The organism is Streptomyces carminius, from assembly GCF_002794255.1.
Classification (GTDB): domain Bacteria; phylum Actinomycetota; class Actinomycetes; order Streptomycetales; family Streptomycetaceae; genus Streptomyces; species Streptomyces carminius.
This window is the reverse complement of the sequence record NZ_PGGW01000069.1, coordinates 373,867-390,020: the sequence shown is the minus strand read 5'-3', so window position 1 is coordinate 390,020 and position 16,154 is coordinate 373,867. Positions and strand designations below refer to the sequence as shown.

At 72.7% G+C, this 16,154-nt stretch carries 13 protein-coding genes; 1 reads left to right on the top strand and 12 read right to left on the bottom strand.

Annotated elements, in window-relative coordinates; genetic code table 11:
• Window positions 1–16: 16 nt before the first annotated feature.
• From obgE to CUT44_RS28670, 8 genes are all read right to left on the bottom strand, one after another.
• Window positions 17–1,456, bottom strand: a complete 1,440-nt coding sequence (gene obgE, locus CUT44_RS28700) for a GTPase ObgE (protein WP_100204866.1) — start codon at window positions 1,454–1,456, stop codon at window positions 17–19.
• A gap of 202 nt (window positions 1,457–1,658) precedes the next feature.
• Complete coding sequence (gene rpmA / locus CUT44_RS28695; RefSeq protein WP_100204865.1) at window positions 1,659–1,916, bottom strand: 50S ribosomal protein L27; 258 nt, start codon at window positions 1,914–1,916, stop codon at window positions 1,659–1,661.
• Window positions 1,917–1,930: 14 nt separating this feature from the next.
• Entirely contained in the window at window positions 1,931–2,254 is a 324-nt protein-coding gene (rplU, locus tag CUT44_RS28690; protein ID WP_100204864.1) for a 50S ribosomal protein L21, read from the bottom strand.
• Between the two features lie 274 nt (window positions 2,255–2,528).
• The gene (locus CUT44_RS28685; RefSeq protein WP_456300520.1) at window positions 2,529–6,575 is read right to left on the bottom strand and encodes an Rne/Rng family ribonuclease; all 4,047 of its coding nucleotides are present in this window, start codon (window positions 6,573–6,575) and stop codon (window positions 2,529–2,531) included.
• A gap of 92 nt (window positions 6,576–6,667) precedes the next feature.
• The gene (locus CUT44_RS28680) at window positions 6,668–7,456 is read right to left on the bottom strand and encodes a TIGR03936 family radical SAM-associated protein (RefSeq protein ID WP_408646821.1); all 789 of its coding nucleotides are present in this window, start codon (window positions 7,454–7,456) and stop codon (window positions 6,668–6,670) included.
• Window positions 7,457–7,566: 110 nt separating this feature from the next.
• A complete protein-coding gene (locus CUT44_RS28675; RefSeq protein WP_100204862.1) occupies window positions 7,567–8,148 on the bottom strand; it encodes a GNAT family N-acetyltransferase in 582 nt (193 codons plus the stop codon).
• 86 nt (window positions 8,149–8,234) lie between these two features.
• Entirely contained in the window at window positions 8,235–8,414 is a 180-nt protein-coding gene (locus tag CUT44_RS34760) for a hypothetical protein (RefSeq protein ID WP_146252316.1), read from the bottom strand.
• Between the two features lie 86 nt (window positions 8,415–8,500).
• Complete coding sequence (locus tag CUT44_RS28670) at window positions 8,501–9,238, bottom strand: dienelactone hydrolase family protein (protein ID WP_100204861.1); 738 nt, start codon at window positions 9,236–9,238, stop codon at window positions 8,501–8,503.
• A 324-nt stretch (window positions 9,239–9,562) separates the two neighbouring features.
• On the opposite strand from CUT44_RS28670, the gene CUT44_RS34335 reads away from it, so the two are divergent.
• Entirely contained in the window at window positions 9,563–9,841 is a 279-nt protein-coding gene (locus tag CUT44_RS34335; RefSeq protein WP_332888301.1) for a DUF6087 family protein, read from the top strand.
• A 93-nt stretch (window positions 9,842–9,934) separates the two neighbouring features.
• Here the strand turns inward: CUT44_RS34335 and CUT44_RS28660 are convergent, their stop codons facing one another.
• The 4 genes from CUT44_RS28660 to mreD all read right to left on the bottom strand — a co-directional run bounded on the left by CUT44_RS28660 (window position 9,935) and on the right by mreD (window position 16,153).
• Entirely contained in the window at window positions 9,935–11,866 is a 1,932-nt protein-coding gene (locus tag CUT44_RS28660; RefSeq protein WP_100204859.1) for a TIGR03960 family B12-binding radical SAM protein, read from the bottom strand.
• A 180-nt stretch (window positions 11,867–12,046) separates the two neighbouring features.
• Entirely contained in the window at window positions 12,047–13,180 is a 1,134-nt protein-coding gene (gene rodA / locus CUT44_RS28655) for a rod shape-determining protein RodA (protein ID WP_199185900.1), read from the bottom strand.
• Between the two features lie 56 nt (window positions 13,181–13,236).
• Window positions 13,237–15,351 carry a penicillin-binding protein 2 gene (gene mrdA, locus CUT44_RS28650; protein WP_100204857.1) on the bottom strand — a complete coding sequence of 705 codons (2,115 nt, stop codon included), beginning with the start codon at window positions 15,349–15,351 and terminating at the stop codon, window positions 13,237–13,239.
• An 85-nt stretch (window positions 15,352–15,436) separates the two neighbouring features.
• Window positions 15,437–16,153 carry a rod shape-determining protein MreD gene (gene mreD, locus CUT44_RS28645; RefSeq protein ID WP_100205257.1) on the bottom strand — a complete coding sequence of 239 codons (717 nt, stop codon included), beginning with the start codon at window positions 16,151–16,153 and terminating at the stop codon, window positions 15,437–15,439.
• Window position 16,154 lies beyond the last annotated feature (1 nt).

Here is a 16,154-nt window from a genome sequence, read left to right as displayed (position 1 = left end):
CGGGCGTAGGGTCATGTCACGCGAAGGGGTCGAAGCCCTCGTACGCCTGTGCCGCCTCGTCGCGCTCCGCATCGCGGTCGCGGCGGCGCTGGGCGGCCGGGCGGAGGGTGTCCATACGGTGGTCCTCGCCGCGGCGGCCGAGCATCTCCGCGCCGGCCATGACCGTGGGCTCCCAGTCGAAGACGACCGCGTCGTCCTCGGAGCCGATGGCGACCCCGTCACCCTCGCGGGCGCCCGCCTTCATCAGCTCCTCCTCGACACCGAGGCGGTTGAGCCGGTCGGCGAGGTAGCCCACGGCCTCGTCGTTGCTGAAGTCGGTCTGGCGGACCCAGCGCTCCGGCTTCTCGCCGCGCACCCGGTACAGGCCGTCGGTCTCCTTCGTGACGGTGAAGCCCGCGTCGTCCACGGCCTTCGGGCGGATGACAATGCGGGTCGCCTCCTCCTGCGGCCGGGCGGCGCGCGCCTCCGCGACGATCCCCGCCAGCGCGTAGGACAGTTCCTTCAGTCCCTTGCGGCTCACCGCCGATACCTCGAAGACCCGGTGGCCGCGGGCCTGAAGGTCGGGCCGGATGATGTCGGCGAGGTCCTGCCCGTCGGGGACGTCCAGCTTGTTGAGCACCACGATCCGCGGCCGGTCGTCCAGCCCGCCGTACTGCGCCAGTTCGGCCTCGATGACGTCGAGGTCGGTGACCGGGTCGCGGTCGGACTCCAGCGTCGCGCAGTCCAGTACGTGCACCAGGACCGAGCAGCGCTCGACATGGCGCAGGAACTCCAGGCCCAGCCCCTTGCCCTGGCTGGCGCCGGGGATCAGGCCGGGGACGTCGGCGATGGTGTAGACGGTCTCCCCGGCCGTCACCACGCCCAGGTTGGGCACCAGGGTGGTGAAGGGATAGTCGGCGATCTTCGGCTTGGCCGCGGAGAGGACGGAGATCAGGGACGACTTGCCCGCCGAGGGGTAGCCGACCAGCGCCACGTCCGCCACCGTCTTCAGCTCCAGGACGATGTCCCGGGTCTCCCCCGGCTCGCCCAGCAGCGCGAAGCCCGGCGCCTTGCGGCGGGCCGAGGCCAGTGCCGCGTTGCCCAGGCCGCCGCGGCCGCCGCGGCCGGCGACGAAGGTGGTGCCCTGGCCGACCAGGTCGGCCAGCACCTCGCCCCGCCTGTCGAGGACGACGGTGCCGTCGGGGACGGGCAGCACCAGGTCGCCGCCGTCGGAGCCGGACCGGTTGCCGCCCTCGCCGGGCTTTCCGTTGCCCGCCCGGCGGTGCGGGGTGTGGTGGTAGTCCAGCAGTGTGGTCACGGACTGGTCGACGACGAGGACCACGTCGCCGCCCCGGCCGCCGTTGCCGCCGTCCGGGCCGCCCAGCGGCTTGAACTTCTCCCGGTGCACGGAGGCGCAGCCGTGGCCTCCGTTACCCGCGGCGATGTGGAGCTCGACGCGGTCCACGAAGGTGGTCATGACGGATGCCTCCAGGCTGGTGTGCGGTGATGTGCTGACGGTGGCGGACGGCCGGGCGGGCGCGGGCCCGTCGCGGCGCGTCCATGCCCCGTGTTCGTACAACGCGCCGAGGGCGGAACCGCTTCCCCGCCGTCCGCGCGGTGCGCGTACGGCGGAAGGCGGTCCGCCCTCGGAAGGTGGTGCGGGACGTGCCGGGCCGGTGTTACCGGGCGACCGGGACGATGTTCACGACCTTGCGGCCACGGGCGGTGCCGAACTGCACCGCGCCGGCGGCCAGCGCGAACAGCGTGTCGTCGCCGCCGCGGCCCACACCGGTGCCCGGGTGGAAGTGGGTGCCGCGCTGGCGGACCAGGATCTCACCCGCGTTGACGACCTGGCCGCCGAAGCGCTTCACGCCGAGCCGCTGGGCATTGGAGTCGCGACCGTTCCGGGTGGACGATGCGCCCTTCTTGTGTGCCATGTCTTCTCAGTCCCTTACTTCTTGGCCGGGGCGTCGATGCCGGTGATCTTCAGTGCGGTGTGCAGCTGACGGTGACCGATCCGCTTGCGGTACCCGGTCTTGTTCTTGTACTTCAGGATGTCGATCTTGGCACCCTTGTGGTGGTCCACCACCTCGGCGTGGGCCTTGACACCGGCCAGGACCCAGGGGTCACTGGTGACAGCGTCGCCGTCGACGATGAGCAGGGTCGAGAGCTCGACGCTGTCGCCGACCTTGCTGGTGGGGATACGGTCAACCTCAATCACGTCTCCGACGGACACCTTCTGCTGGCGGCCACCGGTGCGCACGATCGCGTACACGCGGAACTCTCTCTCGCTCGTGGATGGAACCCCTGATGCCAGCCGCCCGCCGGGCCCTGGGGCCCGTACCGGTCCGGTGGGACTGAGCGGCCTCTCCTCGCGCTCGTCCGCGACACCTCGCGGAGCGCGTGGAGGGAGTTGCTCAGGAGCGCGGCGTGTCCACCGACACGCCGACGGTCAAGGTTACGGGGCCCGGTGCGGAGGGGTCAAACCGGGCCCCGGGCGCCGTGCGGCGCCCGGGGCCGGAGCGACCGGTCCGGTACCGGCTCCCCGGTCAGTCCTCGGCCGGGGCCGAGACGGACGGCGGGCTCTGCTGCTCGGCCGCCGCGGTCTTCCGCGCCGCCGACTTCTTGGCGGTGGACTTCTTGGCCGCCGCCTTCTTCGCGGTGGTCTTCTTCGCGGCGGCCTTGGTGGTGGCCTTGGTGGCGGTCTTGGCCGTGGCCTTGGTGGCGGTCTTCCGCGCCGCCGACTTCTTGGCGGTGGACTTGGCGGCGGTCTTCTTGGCCGTCTTGCGGGCCGTCTTCTTCGCCGGCTCCGCCTCCGGCACGTCGGCGCCCTCCTGCTCGGCGGCCGGTTCCGGGGAGACGGCGGCGGACTCGGTGACGATCTCCGCATCCTGCGGGGAGCCCGCCGGAGCGACCGCCCGGCGCACCACCCGGCGACGGGGGCGGGCCGGAGGCCCGGGCTCTCCGGACGGCTCGTCCCCCGCTTCCGCCGCACCTGCGGCGGCGGGCTCGGCGGCGGGCTCGGGGGCGGTCTCCTCGGCGGCCGGAACCACCGTCACCGCGGCCTCGACCGCCGCCTCCGTCTCGGCAACCGCCTTCGGCGGACCCGCCGGAGCCGACGCCTTCCGCGTCGCACGCCGCCGGGTGCGCGGCCGCGGCTCCTCCGCGCTCTCGTCCGTCTCCACCGCTGGGGCGGCCTCGACGGCGGCCTCGGGGGCGGGCTCGGGAGCGGCCTCGGTGACGGGCTCAGGGACGGCCGGAACCACCGTCACCGCGGCCTCGGCCGCCTCCTCCGTCTCGGCAACCGCCTTCGGCGGACCCGCCGGAGCCGACGCCTTCCGCGCCGTGCGCCGCCGCCGGCGACCGCGCCGGGCGGCCTCCTCGGCCTCGGCGACGCTGCTGTACAGCTCCTCGTCCGGGACGAACTCCGGCTCCGGCAGTGCCACGGGCCCGGTGGCCTCCGCCCTCTCCGCCGGCTCCGCGGCCGGGCGCCCGGCGGCGGGGGCCTCCGGCGCCTCCGCGGGCGCCTCGGCCGCCGGCTCCCCGGCGGCCGGGAACGTCACGGGCGCGGAGTCGGGCTCGGACTGCTGTGCGCCCTTGCCCTTCTTCCGGCGCTTTCCGCCACCGCCGCCCTGGACCTGCACCTGGTCCATGTGGACGACGACACCGCGTCCGTTGCAGTGGACGCAGGTCTCGGAGAAGGACTCCAGCAGCCCCTGGCCGACCCGCTTGCGGGTCATCTGGACCAGTCCCAGCGAGGTGACCTCGGCCACCTGGTGCTTGGTGCGGTCCCGGCCCAGGCACTCCAGCAGGCGCCGCATCACCAGGTCTCGGTTGGACTCCAGCACCATGTCGATGAAGTCGATCACGATGATGCCGCCGAGGTCGCGCAGCCGGAGCTGGCGCACGATCTCCTCGGCCGCCTCCAGGTTGTTCCTGGTGACCGTCTCCTCCAGGTTGCCGCCCTGCCCGGTGAACTTGCCGGTGTTGACGTCGATGACGACCATCGCCTCGGTCCGGTCGATCACCAGCGAGCCGCCGGACGGCAGCCAGACCTTGCGGTCCAGCGCCTTCATCAGCTGCTCGTCGATCCGGTAGGTGGCGAAGACGTCGGTCTCGCCGGTCCAGCGCTGGAGCCGGTCGGCCAGGTCGGGCGCGACGTGCGCGACGTACCCGTGGATCGTCTCCCAGGCCTGGTCGCCGCTGACGATGACCTTGGAGAAGTCCTCGTTGAAGATGTCGCGGACGACCCGGACGGTCATGTCCGGCTCGCCGTAGAGCAGCGTCGGCGCGTTGCCCTTGCGGGCCTTCTGCTGGATGTCCTCCCACTGCGCCTGGAGCCGCTCGACGTCGCGGCGCAGCTCGTCCTCGCTGGCGCCCTCGGCGGCGGTGCGGACGATGACGCCCGCGTTCTCGGGGACGATGCGCTTGAGGATCTGCTTCAGCCGGGCCCGCTCGGTGTCCGGGAGCTTGCGGCTGATGCCGGTCATCGAGCCCTCGGGCACATAGACCAGGTAACGGCCGGGGAGGGAGACCTGGCTGGTCAGCCGGGCGCCCTTGTGGCCGATCGGGTCCTTGGTCACCTGGACCAGGACGGACTGGCCGGACTTGAGCGCGCTCTCGATCCGGCGCGGCCCGCCGGACATGCCCAGGGACTCGAAGTTCACCTCACCGGCGTACAGGACGGCGTTGCGCCCCTTGCCGATGTCGACGAAGGCGGCCTCCATCGACGGCAGCACGTTCTGGACCTTGCCCAGGTAGACGTTGCCGACGTAGCTGGTGGCCTGCTCCTTGTTGACGAAGTGCTCGACGAGGACGTCGTCCTCCAGCACGCCGATCTGGGTGCGCTCACCGCTCTGGCGGACGACCATCACCCGCTCGACGGACTCGCGGCGGGCGAGGAACTCGGCCTCGGTGATGATCGGGACCCGGCGGCGGCCCTGCTCGCGGCCCTCGCGGCGGCGCTGCTTCTTGGCCTCCAGCCGGGTGGAGCCCTTGATGGACTGCACGCCGTCCGAGCTCTCGGACGGCTCGTCCCTCCGCTTCCGCGGCTCACGGACCTTGACGACCGTGCGCTCCGGGTCGTCGGGGGCGGCCTCCGCGGCCACCGGCTCGGTGTCCCCGCCGCGGCGGCGACGGCGGCGGCGACGGCGCGAGCTGCTGCTGGAGGCGGACCCGGACTCCTCCGCGTCGCTCTCCTCGCCGGCCTGCTCCCGGCCGGCGTCGGCGGCGCTGTCGGCCTCCTCGTCGTCATCCCCGGTGTCGCCGTCCTCCCGGGCCTCCTCGGAGCTCTCGCCGTCCCCGCCGCGGCGACGGCGGCGGCCACCGCGCCGGCGGCGGCGCGAGGGCCGCTCCTCGGACTCGTCGGCCTCTCCGGTCCGGCCTTCGGTCTCCTCTTCGTCCTCACCGGCGTCGGCGGTGCCGCCGGTGTCCTGGACGGTCCCGGTGTCCTCGGCGCCCTCCTCACCGGCGACGTCGCCGGTGCGGCGGCGACGGCGACGGCGGCGCGCCGGGGCGGACTCGGCCCGCTCCGGCTCCTCCGCCGCCCCGGTGTCCTCGGACTCCCCGTCGTACCCGGCCTCGAGTTCGTCCTCGTCCTCGTCCGGCTCCCCGGCCGCGGCCGCCGCAGCCGCCGTCTCGGGGGTCTGGAAAACCGGCTCGGCGAAGACGGGCGGCTGGAAGACCGCCACCGGCGGCCTCTTCGCCCGGCGGCGCGAGCTCCCGGACTCGGCGGCCGGCTGCCCGGCATCGGCCCTGGTGCTCTCCGTGGCGGCCTCGGCGGCGGATTCCGCGGGTTCGGCGGGCCCGGCGGCCTCGGGCCCGGCGGGCTCCGGCTCGACGGCCTTCCGACTGCGGCGCCGTGTACGGGCGGGCTTCGCCTCCTCGGCGGGCTGCTCACTCACAGCGGCCTCCGCCGGCACCTCCGCCACCGGCTCCGCGGCACCTTCCGGAGCCGACACCCGGCGCGTCGCACGCCGCCGCGTACGGGCCGGCTTCGCCTCCTCGGCGGGCTGCTCACTCCCGGCGGCCCCCGGCGGCACCTCCGCCACCGGCTCCGCGGCCGGCACCACAGCGGCGGCCTCCGCGGCACCCTCCGGCGCCCCCGCCGGAGCCGACACCCGGCGCGTCGCACGCCGCCGCGTACGGGCGGGCTTCGCCTCCTCGGCGGGCTGCTCGCTCCCGGCGGCCGCGACGGGTGCCCCGGCCTGCTCGCTCCGGTCGCCCTGCTCGCCCTGGGCGACGGTCGGGGCGACGATCTCCGGCTCGGAGGTGCTGACCGCGGGCGGTCCGGCCGGACGGGACACGGCCCGGCGACGGCGGCGCGGCGGCAGGGTGTCGCTGGGCGTGCCGTTGTTCGCCTCGGTGTTCTCCGCGGTGTTCTCCGCGGTGTTCTCCGCGGTCGTTTCCGTGGTTTCAGCGATTTCCGTGGATTCCGTGGGTTCGCGCATGCGGGCGGTTCTCCCGTCACGCTCCCGGGCGCCGGGCCTCGGTCCGGCCGGGCCGCACATGAGGTGCGCGGGCCGCCGTCCGGGGCGCGGGCGCCGCACAGGAGCTGTTGTCTCGCTCGCCGTGTCCGTGCCCTCCGGCCCGGTCACGGCGAAAGTCTGCTGGTCGGTGCGCCTGCCTGATGGCCGGACCCGGGTGGCTCCCTGGTACCTCGTACATCGGCGGCGCGGCGGCGTCGGCCTTACGCGGTGCCGTCCGGCGCCGTCGCGACGAGGGTTGCGTCGCGGTCGGGCGCGAACGGATCGGTCACCGTGCCGGTCTCCTCATCGAGCGGCCCCTGCGCCAGCCTGGTCACCGCTGCGGGGACCGGCGGCGCCAGGTCGGCCGTAGCTCGGAGGCCGGACAGGACGTCGTCGGGTCGTACGGCAGGTGTCAGGTGCCGTACCACCAGCCGCAGTATCGCACAGGGACCGTCCCCGGGCCTATCGGACCCGGCGGGTACGGCCTCCAGCGCGGCCACCGCGGCGCGTGTGTCGAATGTGCGGATGCCCTTCTTGGTCTGCCGCCGGACCTCGACCGACTCGGCGGCGAGGAAGACCGCCACGGCCTTCTCCGCCTCCCGCGGCTCCACGCCGTCCAGCCGCAGCTCCCAGCGGGAGGCCGTGAGCCGGTCGGCGAAACCGGCGGTGCGGGCCTCCACCGCGTCGACGACGTCGAGCCCGTCGGGCAGCGAGTCGTCGAGCTGCCTCCGCAGGACCTCGGGATCACGCCGCTCGGTGAGGGCGATCTCCAGGTACTCGGCCTCACTGCCCGTACCGGTCGGTGCCGCGTTCGCGTACGAGACCTTGGGATGCGGGGTGAAGCCCGCGGAGTAGGCCATGGGCACCTCGGCCCGGCGCAGTGCCCGCTCGAAGGCGCGCTGGAAGTCGCGGTGGCTGGTGAACCGGAGGCGGCCGCGTTTGGTGTAGCGCAGACGGATGCGCTGCGCCACGGGTGCGGGCGGCGGGCCTTCGGGCTGTCGCTTGCCCAGAATCTTCTCCTTGCTGCGGGGTGACGCGCCGAGCGCACCTCGGTCGAACACTGGCGGCCGGGCCGTCCCCACCGGTGCGGGGCCCGGTGCGGCCCGTACCTCCCACCAGCCTACTCGCCGGTGGTCCCGGCCACCCCCGGGCGGTCCCGGACCGGCCCCGTGGCGACCCAGTACCGCAGTTTCTTCCCCCGTCTGTCCTCGAAGACACCGCCGCACGCCTCGATGACCCGCCGGGAGGCCTCGTTGGTGTCGTCGCAGGTGATGAGGGCCTTCTCGATGCCCAGGGCGCGGGCCACCGGCAGTGCCGCGCGCAGCATGGCGGTGGCGTGGCCGCGGCGGCGGACGGAGGGACGCACGTCATAGCCGATGTGCCCGCCGTAGTCCAGCAGGAAGGTGGTGAGCCGGTGGCGGATGGCGATGCGGCCGAGGTAGGTGTCGCCGTCGGCCCACCACCGGGTGGTGCACGGGACGTGGCCCGCCGGCCGCGGGCCGTCCTCCTCGGCGTCGGCCCGGACGGCGGCGACGTACCGGGCGAAGACCTCCGGGGCGTCCCAGCGGCCGCCGTACCGGCGGATGTCCTGGCCCAGGATCGAGTTGTCGTCCGCGGCCCCGCGGCCCTCCGCCTCGAACTCCCCTATGGCGGCCACGAAGGACGCGTGGACGCGGACGGTGGGAACGATCAGTTCCGGCATGACCGCAGTGTGGCAGCGCGTCTCCGCCCCGGGCCAACGGGATCCACCGGTCGGCCCCCTGCCGGGGCAGGGCCCGTGGCCGCTCCCTACAGGTCGACCGCTACTTCGCCGGCCCCGGCAAGCGGGCGCACAGGACCATCCGGCAGACGATGGTCCGGATCGACGGCTTCTTCGCCTTCCTGGAGCAGCGGTGTGCGGGCGAGATCCTGCGGCCTTTCGGAGCGGCCGTCGAGTCGCCCGTCGACCCGTTCGACCAGCCACGGCATCGTGGGGGGGTCGGCCTGCGGATCCCGCCGCAGAAGTGGGCGACGACGGAGTTCTTCGCCTCCTGGCGCAAGGCTGTTTGCCCGGGTCATGCCCCCAGATCCTCCGTCACGGGCAGGCACTCGGCGAGCAGGTCGACGACGTCGCGCCAGGCTCGCCGCGCGTGCTGCGGGTGGTAGCCGACGCCGGGGACCGTGGGGTGGTCGACCGGCGGGTGATGAAAGGCGTGCAAGGCGCCGCCGTAGACCGCGAGGCGCCAGTCGACGCCCGCGGCCTGCATCTCGGCGGTGAACGCGTTCCGTTGCGCGGGCGGCATGATCGGGTCTTCCGACCCGACCCCGGCCCACACCGGGCAGCGAATGCGCGCCGTCTCGCCCGGTCGCCCCGTGGTCAGTGCGTTGACTGTCCCGATCGCGCGCAGGTTGACGCCGCCGCGCCCGAGTTCCAGCGCGATGGCACCCCCGGTGCCGTAGCCGACGGCGGCGATTCGGTCGGGGTCGGTCCGCGATTCGGTGCGCAACACGTCGAGCGCCGCATGACCGATGCCCCGCATCCGGTCGGGATCAGCGAGCAGCGGCATGCAACGGGCCAACATCTCCTCGGGGTCGCCCAAATAGCGCCCGCCGTGAAGGTCGAAGGCCAGCGCTACATATCCCAGCTCGGCGAGAGCATCGGCCCGGCGACGCTCGACGTCGCTGAGCCCCATGCCCTCTGGTCCGAGCAACACCGCGGGCCGGCGGTCGACACCGGCCGGGAGCGCGAGGTGCCCGATCATCGTCAAACCGTCCGCCGGGTACTCGACCGTACGCGTCGTGATCGCCGTCATGAGTCTGGACTGTAATGATCGTCGAGCCCGGCCCGGCGCTGTTCCGCCGCTGGCGGAACAGCGCGCGTGTCCCTCTGAAATGTGGGGGCCGAGCCCTCAGGGTTTCAAGATCATATCGCTGCCCCTTTGGCGCGTACCTCGGTCACACCCCAACCCGTCGGCTACTCCGCCAGCGGGCGCCACGTCCCCTCCGGTTCGTCGCGCAGCTCGCCGCACCCCGTGCCCAGCGCTTCCGCCTGGTCGATGAGGAAGGCGAAGTGACTCCGCTCCCCCACCTGAAGGAGGGGGGCTTCCAACCCAAAGGTTGCGGTCCAGCCCGAACCGATCCCTTTCGGGACGAACGGAAAGTACCACAAGCCACGGAAGCGATTCTCCCCTTGGCTACGCCAGGGGCAACCCCACCACCGGCTGAAGCCGGTGGTCCCCTCGCCAGGAGACCGATGGAACGGATCGTCCTGGGAGCTGTTCGCGGTGGCGGATGATCTGGAGCAGGCCCGCAGGATCGTCCGGCCGCCCGCCGAGCCGGTGCCCGGGGAGGAGACGCCGGGGCCTGCTCCCGACCCCCTGGCCCCCGGGCGCGGCCGGCATCGCAGGCCGCGGTGAACGGGCTGACGCGCCGGTGCGCCGGCCCCCGGACGGATCGTCCGGGCACCGGCGCACCGGCGGCGGAGGCCGGGGTCCGCCGTGGTCTTGGCGTCAGCCGTTGTTGACGACGGTCAGCGGCAGCAGCTTCTTGCCCGTCGGGCCGGTCTGGATGGAGGTGTCCATCGCCGGGCACACCCCGCAGTCGAAGCAGGGGGTCCAGCGGCAGTCCTCGACCTCGGTCTCGTCGAGGGCGTCCTGCCAGTCCTCCCACAGCCAGTCCTTGTCGAGACCGGAGTCGAGGTGGTCCCAGGGCAGGACCTCCTCGTAGGAGCGCTCCCGCGTGGTGTACCAGTCGACGTCCACGCCGTGCGGGGCCAGGGCGCGCCCGGCGCACTCCATCCACAGGTCGTAGGAGAAGTGCTCGCGCCAGCCGTCGAAGCGGCCGCCCGCCTCGTAGACGGCCCGGATGACGTCTCCGGTCCGGCGGTCGCCGCGGGAGAGGAGGCCCTCGACGATGCCGGGCTTGCCGTCGTGGTAGCGGAAGCCGATGGAGCGGCCGTACCGCTTGTCGGCGCGGATCTTCTCGCGCAGCTTCTCCAGCCGGGCGTCGGTCTCCTCGGCGGAGAGCTGCGGGGCCCACTGGAAGGGGGTGTGCGGCTTGGGCACGAAGCCGCCGATGGAGACGGTGCAGCGGATGTCGTTTGCGCCGGAGACCTCGCGGCCCTTGGAGATGACCTTGGCGGCCATGTCGGCGATCTGCAGCACGTCGTCGTCGGTCTCGGTGGGCAGGCCGCACATGAAGTACAGCTTCACCTGCCGCCAGCCGTTGCCGTAGGCGGTGGCGACGGTGCGGATCAGGTCGTCCTCGGAGACCATCTTGTTGATGACCTTGCGGATGCGCTCGCTGCCGCCCTCGGGGGCGAAGGTCAGTCCGGAGCGGCGGCCGTTGCGGGTCAGCTCGTTGGCCAGGTCGATGTTGAAGGCGTCCACCCGGGTGGAGGGCAGCGACAGGCCGATCTTGTCCTCGGTGTAGCGGTCCGCCAGGCCCTTGGCGATGTCGCCGATCTCGCTGTGGTCGGCCGAGGACAGCGACAGCAGGCCGACCTCCTCGAAGCCGGTGTTCTTCAGACCCTTGTCGACCATGTCGCCGATGCCGGTGATGGAGCGCTCCCGCACCGGGCGGGTGATCATGCCGGCCTGGCAGAAGCGGCAGCCGCGGGTGCAGCCGCGGAAGATCTCCACGCTCATCCGCTCGTGGACGGTCTCGGCCAGCGGCACCAGGGGCTGCTTGGGGTAGGGCCACTCGTCGAGGTCCATGACGGTGTGCTTGGTCACCCGCCACGGCACGCCGGAGCGGTTCGGGACGACCCGGGCGATCCGGCCGTCTTCCAGGTACTCCACGTCGTAGAACTTCGGCACGTACACGCCGCCGGTCTTCGCCAGGCGCAGCAGCAGTCCGTCGCGGCCGTCCGGGCGGCCCTCGGACTTCCAGGCCCGGACGATCTCGGTGATCTCCAGGACGGCCTGCTCACCGTCGCCGAGGACCGCGCAGTCCACGAAGTCCGCGATCGGCTCGGGGTTGAAGGCGGCGTGGCCGCCGGCGACGACCACCGGGTGGTCCAGGTCGCGGTCCTTCGCCTCCAGCGGGATGCCGGCCAGGTCCAGGGCGGTGAGCAGGTTGGTGTAGCCCAGCTCGGTGGAGAAGGAGACGCCGAACACGTCGAAGGCGCCGACCGGGCGGTGGGCGTCCACGGTGAACTGCGGGACCCGGTGCTCGCGCATGAGCTTCTCCAGGTCCGGCCAGACGCTGTAGGTGCGCTCGGCGAGCACGCCCTCGCGCTCGTTGAGCACCTCGTAGAGGATCATGACGCCCTGGTTGGGCAGGCCGACCTCGTAGGCGTCGGGGTACATCAGCGCCCAGCGGACATCGCAGGCGTCCCAGTCCTTGACGGTGGAGTTCAGCTCACCGCCGACGTACTGGATCGGCTTCTGGACGTGCGGGAGGAGGGCCTCCAGGCGCGGGAAGACCGACTCGACAGGCATGGGTGGGTGTCCTTGGCTGCTGGGGTGCGTGGTGCTGGAGTGGTGCTGGAGTGGTGCTGGTGCGGATGCCGGGTCTCCGCCCGCCGCGCCGACGGCGGGCGGGAGTGACCATCCAGCGTAACCCGTTCCGCCGGGCGGCCGGTCCCCGCCGGCGGGCCGGTGCGCGGACCGGTGCGCGGGTCAGGCGGAGACCGGACGCTGCACCCGGATCGACTGGAGCAGCCCGATGGCGATCCACACCGCGAACATCGAGGTGCCGCCGTAGCTGACGAAGGGCAGCGGCAGGCCGGCCACCGGCATGATGCCCATGGTCATCCCGATGTTCTCGAAGGACTGGAAGGCGAACCAGGCGATGATCCCGGCGGCGACGACCGTGCCGTACAGCTCGGTCGTCTCCAGGGCGATGCGGCAGGCCCGCCACAGCACCACGCCGACCAGGAAGATGATCAGACCCGCGCCGAGGAAGCCCAGCTCCTCGCCCGCGACGGTGAAGACGAAGTCGGTCTGCTGCTCGGGGACGAACCGGCCGGTGGTCTGGCTGCCCTCGAACAGGCCCTTGCCGTACAGCCCGCCCGAGCCGATGGCGATACGGGCCTGGTTGGTGTTGTAGCCGGCGCCGGACGGGTCCAGGGCCGGGTTGGCGAAGGCCGCGAAGCGGTTGATCTGGTACTCGTCGAGGATGCCGAGCTGCCAGACCAGGACCGCCCCGAGGCCGCCCGCGCCGAGCAGGCCGAGGATCCAGCGGTTGGAGGCGCCCGAGGCCAGCAGCGCGCCCAGCACGATCACGGCCAGCACCATCACCGAGCCCATGTCGGGCATCAGCATGACGATCCCGATCGGGACGGCGGCCAGGGCGAGGGCCTGCACCACCGTGCGGTGGTCGGGATACTCCCGGTCGCCGGCGTCCACCCGGGCGGCCAGCAGCATCGCCATGCCCAGGATGATGGTGATCTTGGCGAACTCGGCGGGCTGGAGGGAGAGGCCGCCGCCCAGGTCCAGCCAGGCGCGCTGACCGTTGATCGTCGCGCCGAGCGGGGTGAGCACCAGCAGCGTCAGCAGCACCGACAGCGCGTACAGCACCGGGACCGCGCCGCGCAGCCTGCGGTGGCCGAGCCAGACGGTGGCCACGGCGAGCGTCACACCGATGCCGAGGCTGAGCAGGTGGCGCCAGAGGAAGTGCTGCGGGTCCCCCTCGTTGATCTCGGTGCGGTTGCGGGTGGCGGACCACACCAGCAACGCGCCGAGGACGGACAGCGCCACACAGGCCAGCAGGAGTGTCCAGTCCAGGCGGCGGACGACGGAGTCGCGCGCCATGAGTCTGCTCCAGGCCGACCGCTCCTGCCAGGGCCGCCCGCTGTAGGAGTGGGTGCTCACGGCTTGAAGCCCTTCTGGCGCTGGGCCTCGATCGTGCCGTCCGGGTTGATCTTCGGGAGCTGCTTCTGCGGCTTCGGCAGCAGCGCCCGGTCCGGGCGGACCTTCCCCTCCTCGTCCACGCCGTACAGCGCGTCGTAGATGTTGCGCACGGCCGGGCCGGAGGCGCCGGAGCCGGTGCCGCCCTGGGAGATGGTCATGACGATGGCGTACTCGTCGGTGTAGGTGGCGAACCACGAGGTGGTCTGCTTGCCGTGGACCTCGGCCGTACCGGTCTTGGCGTGCATGGGGATCTTGTCCTGGGGCCAGCCGGCGTCGGCGAAGCGCCAGGCGGCGGTGCCGCGGGTGGCGACGCCCTCGAGGGCCTTGTCGGTCTGCCGGAGGGTCTTGCGGTCCATCGGGAGCCTGCCCCGCTTCTTCGGCTTGATCTCCTCGACGGTCCCGCCGTCCGGGCTGATGACCGCCTTGCCCACGGTGGGCTCGTACATGGTGCCGCCGTTGCTGAGGGCCGCGTAGATGACGGCCATCTGGATGGGCGTCACCAGGGTGTCGCCCTGGCCGATGGAGTAGTTGACGCTGTCACCGGCGCGCAGCCTGTTGCCCTCCAGGCAGTTCTCGTAGGCGATCTGCTCGACGTAGTCGCCGCCCTTCTTGCCGTACTTGCACCAGGAGTCCTTGTTGGCCTCCCAGTACTCCCGCTTCCACTTCCGGTCGGGCACCCGGCCGGTGACCTCGTTGGGCAGGTCGATCCCGGTGTGTTCGCCGAGGCCGAACTCGTGGGCCGTCTCGTAGAACCAGTCCTTGGCGTTCTTCCTGGGCTTGTTGCCGCCGTCCTTCTTCCACTCCTGGTGGGCGAGGGCGTAGTAGACGGTGTCGCAGGAGACCTCCAGCGCCCGGCCGAGGTCGATCATGCCGTGGTCCTGCGACTCGAAGTTCTTGAAGACCTGGCCGCCGATGCTGTACGAGGACGAGCACCGGTAGCGCCCGTCGAAGGGGTAGCCCGCCTTGACGGCGGCGGCGGTCGGGATCACCTTGAAGATCGAGCCGGGTGCCGCCTGCCCCTGGATGGCCCGGTTGAGCAGCGGGTAGTTGGACTTCTTGCCGGTCAGCTTCGCGTAGTCCCCGGCGGAGATGCCGCCGACCCAGGCGTTGGGGTCGTAGTCCGGCAGGGAGGCCATCGCCACCACCCGGCCGGTCTTCGCCTCCATCACCACGACCGCGCCCGAGTCCGCCTTGTAGTTCTCGCCGGTGTTGTCGTCGTACACCTTGCGGGCGTCCTTCATCGCCGCCGCCAGTTCCTTCTCGGCGATGGCCTGGATCCGGGCGTCGATGCTGGTGACCAGGGAGGAGCCGGGCCGGGCCTCGTCGCTGTCGGCCTCCCCGATGACGCGGCCGAGGTTGTCCACCCGGTAGCGCGTCACACCGGCGTCGCCGCGCAGCGCGGCGTCGTACTGGCGCTCCAGTCCGGAGCGGCCGATCTGGTCGAAGCTGAGCAGCGGCGAGTCGCTGTCCCGCGCCTGCTCGATCTCCTCGTCGGTGACGGGCGAGAGGTAACCCAGGACCTGCGAGGTGCCGGCGCCGTACGGGGACGGGTAGCGGCGCACCGCGGTGGGTTCGGCGGTGATGCCGGGGAAGTCCTCGGCGCGCTCGCGGATCTGGAGTGCCTGCTGGGTGGTGGCCTCGTCGGTGACCGGGATCGGCTGGTACGGGGAGCCGTTCCAGCAGGGCTGCGGCGTCTCCGCGTCGCACAGCCGGATCTTCTGGGCCACCTCCTCGTACGTCATGTCCAGGACGCCGGCGAGCCGGGTGAGCACCGCCTTGCCGCCGTCGTCCATCTTCATCAGCTCGGTGCGACTGGCGGAGACCACCAGCCGGGTCTCGTTGTCGGCCAGCGGGACACCGCGGGCGTCGAGGACGGCGCCGCGCACGGCGGGCTGGACGACCTGCTGGACGTGGTTGCCCGCGGCCTTCTCGGCGTACTCCTCGCCGTTGCGGATCTGCAGGTACCACAGCCGCCCGCCGAGGGTGAGCACCAGGGAGAAGACCAGGATCTGGATGGCGACCAGCCGGATGGTGACCCGGGTGGTGCGCCCGGTCTCGGGGATGTTGCTCACCGGTACGCCTCCACCGCGGTCCTGGCCGGCCCCGGCGCCGGGACGGGTGCCGGCCCGGGTGCCGTGCTCTGTTCCGGGATCCGTGTCACAGCCGCTTGACCCCCTTGATCCGCTCCGCCCTGCTCCGCTGTGCGCGCACCAGCGGCCCGCCGCGGCGGGCTCCGGCAGTCCGGGGCCGCCGACCGCCCAGCCGGCTCGCGCGGGTCCTGCCGAGGAGGCCGCCGGAGCCGAGCGTCCCGCCGTACCCGCCGAGTCCGCCGGCGCTCTCGCTCGCGCTGCCCGCCGCCTCGGCGAGCGGATCGTGCTCGCCGCGACGGGCCAGCGCCATGATCACCGGCACGGTGAACGGGGCGAGCAGCAGGTCGTAGACGGTGGCCGTGGTCAGCAGTCCGCCCAGCCCCACATGGCGGGCGGCGGTGTCCCCGACGAGTGCGCCCACGCCCGCGTACAGCAGGGTGGAGGAGAGCGCGGCGCCCGCCACGACCAGCATCGGGACGGTGGCACTGCGGTGCCGGCCGGTCTCCGGTCTGGTCAGCCCGGCGGCGTAGCCGATGACGCACAGCACCAGTGCGTAGCGGCCCACGGCGTGGTCGGCCGGCGGTGCGAGGTCGGCCAGCAGTCCGGCGCCGAAGCCGATCAGGGCGCCGGCGGTGTGGCCGTACACCAGGGCCAGGGCGAGGACGGTCAGCAGCAGCAGATCGGGGACGGCGCCGGGCAACTGGAGCCGGGCCAGCACGCTGACCTGCACGACCAGGGCGGTGACGACGAGCGCGGTCGACAGCAGGATCCGGTTGAGGTGCATC

What these genes read in the sequence shown, in the direction of transcription:
- obgE (WP_100204866.1), bottom strand. Translation starts at nt 1,456, where the DNA reads ATGACCACCTTCGTGGACCGCGTCGAGCTCCACATCGCCGCGGGTAAC.
- rpmA (WP_100204865.1), bottom strand. Translation starts at nt 1,916, where the DNA reads ATGGCACACAAGAAGGGCGCATCGTCCACCCGGAACGGTCGCGACTCC.
- CUT44_RS28675 (WP_100204862.1), bottom strand. Translation starts at nt 8,148, where the DNA reads ATGCCGGAACTGATCGTTCCCACCGTCCGCGTCCACGCGTCCTTCGTG.
- CUT44_RS34760 (WP_146252316.1), bottom strand. Translation starts at nt 8,414, where the DNA reads ATGCCGTGGCTGGTCGAACGGGTCGACGGGCGACTCGACGGCCGCTCC.
- CUT44_RS28670 (WP_100204861.1), bottom strand. Translation starts at nt 9,238, where the DNA reads ATGACGGCGATCACGACGCGTACGGTCGAGTACCCGGCGGACGGTTTG.
- CUT44_RS28660 (WP_100204859.1), bottom strand. Translation starts at nt 11,866, where the DNA reads ATGCCTGTCGAGTCGGTCTTCCCGCGCCTGGAGGCCCTCCTCCCGCAC.
- rodA (WP_199185900.1), bottom strand. Translation starts at nt 13,180, where the DNA reads ATGGCGCGCGACTCCGTCGTCCGCCGCCTGGACTGGACACTCCTGCTG.
- mreD (WP_100205257.1), bottom strand. Translation starts at nt 16,153, where the DNA reads ATGCACCTCAACCGGATCCTGCTGTCGACCGCGCTCGTCGTCACCGCC.